Source organism: Salinicola socius (genome assembly GCF_001937195.1).
Lineage (GTDB): Bacteria > Pseudomonadota > Gammaproteobacteria > Pseudomonadales > Halomonadaceae > Salinicola > Salinicola socius.
This window is the reverse complement of the sequence record NZ_MSDO01000002.1, coordinates 251178-257483: the sequence shown is the minus strand read 5'-3', so window position 1 is coordinate 257483 and position 6306 is coordinate 251178. Positions and strand designations below refer to the sequence as shown.

Annotated in this window: 5 protein-coding genes; 4 read left to right on the top strand and 1 reads right to left on the bottom strand. The window is 59.7% G+C overall.

Features of this window, described 5'->3' with window-relative positions:
* The 3 genes from BTW07_RS02920 to BTW07_RS02910 form a co-directional block, all read left to right on the top strand.
* Window positions 1-857, top strand: an 857-nt coding sequence (locus BTW07_RS02920) for a DUF2345 domain-containing protein (RefSeq protein ID WP_244158299.1), incomplete at its 5' end; no start/stop codon positions are given.
* A gap of 29 nt (window positions 858-886) precedes the next feature.
* Window positions 887-2431, top strand: a complete 1545-nt coding sequence (locus tag BTW07_RS02915; RefSeq protein WP_144076792.1) for an esterase/lipase family protein — start codon at window positions 887-889, stop codon at window positions 2429-2431.
* Window positions 2432-2538: 107 nt separating this feature from the next.
* A complete protein-coding gene (locus BTW07_RS02910; RefSeq protein ID WP_144076790.1) occupies window positions 2539-3558 on the top strand; it encodes a T6SS immunity protein Tli4 family protein in 1020 nt (339 codons plus the stop codon).
* Window positions 3559-3753: 195 nt separating this feature from the next.
* On the opposite strand, the gene zigA is transcribed toward BTW07_RS02910, so the two are convergent.
* Window positions 3754-4953 (bottom strand): zinc metallochaperone GTPase ZigA, encoded by a 1200-nt coding sequence (zigA, locus tag BTW07_RS02905; protein WP_075568639.1) that lies wholly within the window; start codon window positions 4951-4953, stop codon window positions 3754-3756.
* Between the two features lie 322 nt (window positions 4954-5275).
* On the opposite strand from zigA, the gene phnD reads away from it, so the two are divergent.
* Entirely contained in the window at window positions 5276-6286 is a 1011-nt protein-coding gene (gene phnD / locus BTW07_RS02900) for a phosphate/phosphite/phosphonate ABC transporter substrate-binding protein (RefSeq protein ID WP_075568638.1), read from the top strand.
* The last annotated feature ends 20 nt before the right edge of the window (window positions 6287-6306 follow it).

Genomic DNA, 6306 nt, shown 5'->3' with positions numbered 1-6306 from the left:
CCTACCACCTCAGCGACAGCCTCAGCCAGAGTGCCCAGGACCACAACGCCGACGCCCTCGACAGCCGCCAGAACCTCAAGCAGGCCGGGGATGACGCCGACGACCGCTACGGCAACAGCGAGCAGCGCGTCGATTCACAAGGTCAGGCCAAGCAAGACAGCGCCAGTGGCGCCACCGACAGCGGCGGCCGGGGCGAAGCGGCACGCATGAAAGCCCCCTGGCTGCACATGGCCTCGCCCGCCGGCATCACCCTGAGTACCCCGGAATCGACCCATCTCGCCCAGGGCCGCTCGCTGAGTGTCTCCAGCGGCGAGGACGTCAATATCGCCACCGGCAAGAGCCTGGTCGCCTCGATCTCCGAGAAGCTGTCGCTGTTCGTGCAGAAAGCCGGGATCAAGTTGTTCGCGGCCCGGGGCAAGGTGGAGATCCAGGCGCAGTCGGACAATCTGGAAGCCACCGCGCGGCGGGATCTCGGCGTCACCTCCACGGAAGACAAGATCGACTTCGCCGCCGCCGAGGAGATTCTGCTGGTCAGCGGCGGCGCCTACGTGCGTATCAAGGGCGGCAATATCGAGCTGCATGCGCCGGGCAAGGTCACCGTCAAGGGCGCGACGAAGAGTTTTGGGGGGCCGACCAGCATGTCGCACACCTTCAATGACTTCCCGACCACCGCCTATCAGGAAACGTACAAAGCCACGCGCCCCGATGGAACGCCTCTCCCGAATGTGCCCTTCGAGTTGCTCCGCGATGGCAAGGTCATCCATACCGGTACGACGGATGCCCAGGGCGACACCCAGGTTCAGAAAAGCGAATTCGTCGAAGGCATGACCATTCACTTCCGGGGACAGTCGGCATGAGCCAGTACGATATCTACGACATCTTCGATATGGCCACCAGCTTCATGCGGCCCAGTGCGGAAAACCATGTCACCCCGGTGATCGTGCATGAAGGCGTGATCCCCATCGTTTTCGTGCCGGGGGTGATGGGGAGTAATCTGAAAAATACTAGCCAGGGAGAAGGCTGGCTCGTCGACGATAGCGCTTCACTGGCCAATTGGATTTTCAAGGATGCGGAGCAACGCAAGAGCATCCTCAATCCCTCCGACACAGAAGTCGACCCCGAAGGCCACGTCCCACAGGATATTGCTCGTCGCTATATCGACCGCGTCAGCGGAGACACGATTCCGACGGATGAGCTACTTCGAGAGCGCGGCTGGGGCGAAGTGGCGAACATGTCCTACGGCGACTTTCTGGTGTGGCTCGAAAACCAGCTCAATATCGAAGCCAGCAGCGCGTTCAGCACGCTCGAGAGCAACCTGACTCGCCACTATATCGGGACCCGAGGCCTGAGCGAGGAACAAGCCCAGGCGCGAGCCAAACGCAACGCCCAGACCTTGGGGCGCTTCAACTTTCCGGTCCATGCCTGCGGCTATAACTGGTTGCAGTCCAATTCGGATTCGGCGGCCGAACTGGCTCAACGAGTCGATGAGATCATCGCGGGCTATCGCCAGGCACGCATGACGTGTAGGCAAGCCATTCTCATCACCCACTCCATGGGTGGCTTGGTCGCGCGGTACTATTCGGAGGTTTCCGGGGGTAACGCCAACCTGCTGGGCATCGTCCATGGCGTCATGCCCACCACGGGCGCGGCGGTGTTCTACCGGCGGATGAAATCCGGCACCGAAAGCCAGGCGTTCAGTCCATCATCGTGGGCCACCAGCCAAGTGTTGGGAGCCTCGTCACGGGAGATGACCGCCGTGCTGGCGCAGGCCCCGGGGCCGCTGCAGCTGGTGCCGACACCGGAGTATGGCAACGGCTGGCTGCGTATCGAAAAACCTGGCGAGTCAACCTTGACGCTGCCGACGGCTAACGACCCTTACACGGACATCTATCTCGAGCGCGACCACTGGTGGGGCATGATGGATGAGACCCTGGCCATGCCGGAGCTGGGGTTGGGCGCGCCTGACCGGCAACGGGAATTGCATGAAGCATGGGAGTCTTACGCTAAACTGGTCTCCCATGATGTAGCAAAGTTCCATGCTGACACTCAGGGAAAATTTCATACCAATACCTATCTGTTTTATTCAGATAGCGATGCCCATCCCAGCTATGGCACCGTCACCTGGCACGGACGAGAGGCCAGCTACGGCTCCGACACCCTGATGGGCGCAAGAATGATGGATCAATATGGCGAACGCCGGATGATCACCGAGCGCGATTCACGAGATCGCCCGCGATTTTACCAATACACCATCAGCGACGCGGATGAGCCGGGCGATGGAACCGTTCCCGTGCGCTCGGGCAGCACGGGCACGGCTCAGGCCCGTGAGAGCCTGGCCGTCGCTACCGAGCACGAGCCAGCCTACAACCAGGAGGCCGCACGCTGGTTCACGCTGGCCTCGCTGCTCGAGATCGCCGAACAATGGGAATGAAGACAGTCAGGACATCACGGATGATCACGCGATTGCGAGCACCGCTCATGAGCGGGCTATTACTGCTGACCACGGCCTGTGGCGCACCGGAACAGGGAGTCCCCGAGATGAACGACCAGGAACGCCAGACCGTCGAGGCCTATACCGAAACGCAAGCCCCGATTTGCATTGGCCGCTTTCAGGTCGATATGCCGTCGCAACTGAAGCTGAGCTTCAGCAGCCTGACCGTCAATGACGCCAAAATCAGTGCCACACCCAATAGCCGGCAGATGTTCGAGCGGTTTATCGAGAAACGTCAGAAAGCATTACAAGAACATCCTGTTGACGCACGAGACGCGCCATTCCTAAAGAATGTTATTCGTCATGATGACATCGTCATTTTCGATCGTAACGAAAGCCAAGGCACTTATGATTCTGCTAGAACCCTAGAGGGTTATCGATTTGTGGGGCTGACCATGTTCAGTGTCGAAACCAATGCCATCGACCTCAGCGATGAAAAGAACAGCAAGCATCGGGCCTACCTTGAAAGCAATAAATCCGAACGTCTTAAACAGGTCGAATACTTGTTGAACCACCTGTCGCCCCGGAAGTCGGGGGAGATTCCCGAACGTCCTGGCATGTGTTTCGAACACGGTTTCCTGGCCGGAGGCTCCGATCAGGCGATTCCCGGCGCTGCGGTACCGACACGCAAGGAACAGATTGGAATGAGATTTTCAGATAACAAAAATCGGGATATCTACATTCATTTCTACACGGATAGCACCATTGCTGAAGAAGACACTTTGTTGGATCGTACCGATCAGGCTGAACGGGCATTAGCCAATGATCAAAATTTCTCAGTTTTGAGAAAAGGTGAAGTGGATCTCAATGGTATAGATCAGGCGGAAGAATGGCTCAGTGCAGGCACGACTGACGAAAACGTCAAAGGCAATTATTTCAATCTCGAGGCCAATAGCCGGATAGGCTCACCCGGCACCCCCTATGTTGATATTTCGCTGCGCAACGGTCAGTTTGCTCACGGTGAAGATCACCCTGCGATTGACAAAGCCTCGCTGACCGATGCCGAGGCCGTGGGACTCTGGGATGCGATCACGCGGACATTCAAGCCCCGCCCCGGCGCTTTTTGATCTCACTCGTCGGCATGACATCGACGGCTCCTTCATGCCCTTGAAGGGGCCGTTTTTCGATCTTGGCGCCCTCTCTCGCCATTCCGCCATCAGTGACGTGGATACACCATAAAAAACCCCAGCCAAGTGGCCGGGGAAGCTCCGGTGGAGACCAGACCATAGCGAAGCGGCAACCGCGAGTCGGCCGCGATAGGCTCAGGCGGCATCGCCCCACTCGGGGAACGGGTCCGGCAACGTCACCCAGTAGTCCTTGCCGCGAGCCAGTTCGTCGTCGCTTAGCAGGCACGCCTCGAGCCGTTGCCGAATCCCGACGGCATCCAGGCCCTGGCCGATGAAGACCAGTTCCTGGCGCATATCGCCGAACGGCTCCTGCCACTTTTCCAGGATCGACGCGCGATACTCGGGATCCTGCGGCCAGCGCGATTCCGGCACCGCCCGCCAGAACAGGCCGGCAAAGCCATGGTGGGCGATGCCACCGGCCTGGCTCCACTGGCCGGCGAACTGCGGCCGGCTGGCGAGCCAGAAGAACCCTTTCGAGCGCAGCAGCTTGCCGTGGCCCCAGTCGCCGTGCAGCACGGCGTGAAAACGCTGCGGATGAAACGGCCGACGCGCCTCGAAGCTGAAGCTGGAGATTCCGTACTCCTCGGTTTCCGGCACGTGCTCACCGCGCATTTCCTTGAGCCAGCCTGGCGCCTGTTGCGCCTTGTCGAAGCTGAACCGGCCGGTATTCAGCACCCTCTCCAGCGGCACCTGTCCGTTCTGAATGGCGATGATCTCGGCGTCGGGGTTGAGGCTTTTCAGCACCGCCTCGAGTTCGCCCAGGGCGCGCGCTTCGATCAGGTCGGACTTGGAGATCAGCAGCACGTCGCAGAATTCGATCTGATCCACCAGCAGGTCGGCGACATTGCGCTCGTCCTCGTCGCCCAGACTCTCACCGGCTTCCGCCAGCGACTTGGCCTCATGGTATTGCGAGAGGAAGTTGGCCCCGTCGACCACGGTGACCAGGGTGTCCAGTCGGGCGACCTGGGACAGACTTCGCCCCTGCTCGTCTTCGAAGGTGAACGTCTCGGCCACCGGCAGCGGTTCGGAGATGCCGGTGGACTCGATCACCAGATAATCGAAGCGCCCCTCGTCGGCGAGCCGACTCACCTCGATCAACAGATCCTCGCGCAACGTGCAGCAGATGCAGCCGTTGCTCATCTCGACCAGCTTCTCTTCGGCACGGTTGAGATCGACCTCGCGCTCGACCAGCGCGGCGTCGATATTGATTTCGCTCATGTCATTGACGATCACCGCGATGCGCCGGCCGTCGCGATTGTTGAGCAGATGATTCAACACCGTCGTCTTGCCGGCACCAAGAAAACCGGACAGGACGGTAACGGGTAATGGATTCATGATTTTTCTCGAGGCCAAAGGTAACGGTAGATCAGCCACCAGGACTGCTGACACTGACGTGTTTGCGTCGACTCGGACTCTGATGGCGGCAATGGCTTCAGCCGAGCCCCGTAAATTATGTTATATCATAACAATAAGGTCAATTTTAGATTTGCTGCTCGGAAACGAACATGAAATGCAGTCATTAGCGAAGGTCGAATGCGCTTCTTGGCGGATTTTGCGCACACTGTGACAAAACCATGACAGCGAACGCGGCTTGACCAGACAGACGACACGCACGTTCGATGTCGCTTATAACAACCTCCGCCTCAGGAGACACGCCATGCTACGACGCCTCAAACGATCCAAGTCCCGTTCGCTCCGCCTCCCTCTCTCGCTTTTGACCACGCTGACGCTCGGCTGCGGCATTGCCTTCGCGGCACAGGCCGCGGATGAGTGCCCGCAGCGAGGGGATCTGGCACCCATGTACTGCGATGCCGACGGCGACCTGGTCGCCGATGCACCGAGCGACGAATCCCAACTGATCGATCCCGATCCGCTGGTCTTCGCCTACACCCCGGTCGAGGATCCGGCGATCTACGCCGATATCTGGGAACCGTTCATCGAGCACCTGCGCGACGTGACCGGCAAGGACGTTCGCTTCTACGCCGTGCAGTCCAACGCGGCGGAAATCGAGGCGATGCGTAGCGGCCGCATCCAGGTTGCGGGCTTCTCCACCGGGCCGACGCCGTTCGCGGTCAACCTGGCCGGTGCGGTACCGTTCGCGATCATGGGCAGCGACGATGGCGAGTTCGGCTACACCCTGCAGGTCTACACCCGCAAGGATAGCGGCATCGACGAGCTGAGCGATCTCAAGGGCAAGCGCGTCGCGCACACCTCGCCCACGTCCAACTCCGGCAATCTGGCGCCTCGCGCACTGTTCCCCAAGCAGGGCATCACTCCGGACGAGGATTACGAGGTGGTCTACTCGGGCTCTCACGACCAGTCGATGCTCGGCGTGGTGGCCGGCGATTATGATGCAGCGCCGGTCGCTTCCGAAGTGGTCGATCGCATGGCCGAGCGCGGTCTTTACGATCCGGAGGAGGTCAAGATCGTGTTCGAATCCAAGCGCTTCCCCACCACCTCTTACACCTACGCCAACAACCTCAAGCCGGAGTTGATCGACAAGATCAAGGAAGCCTTCTTCAGCTTTGACATGAAGGGGACTGAACTGGGTGAGGAGTTCGACGGCGTGACCAAGTTCGTGCCGGTCACCTACCAGAAGGACTGGGAAGTGATTCGCGACATTCAGGATGCCAACGGCATCGTCTACTCCCAGGAAAACGTCGAATAACCCTGCCGAACCGCCCGATG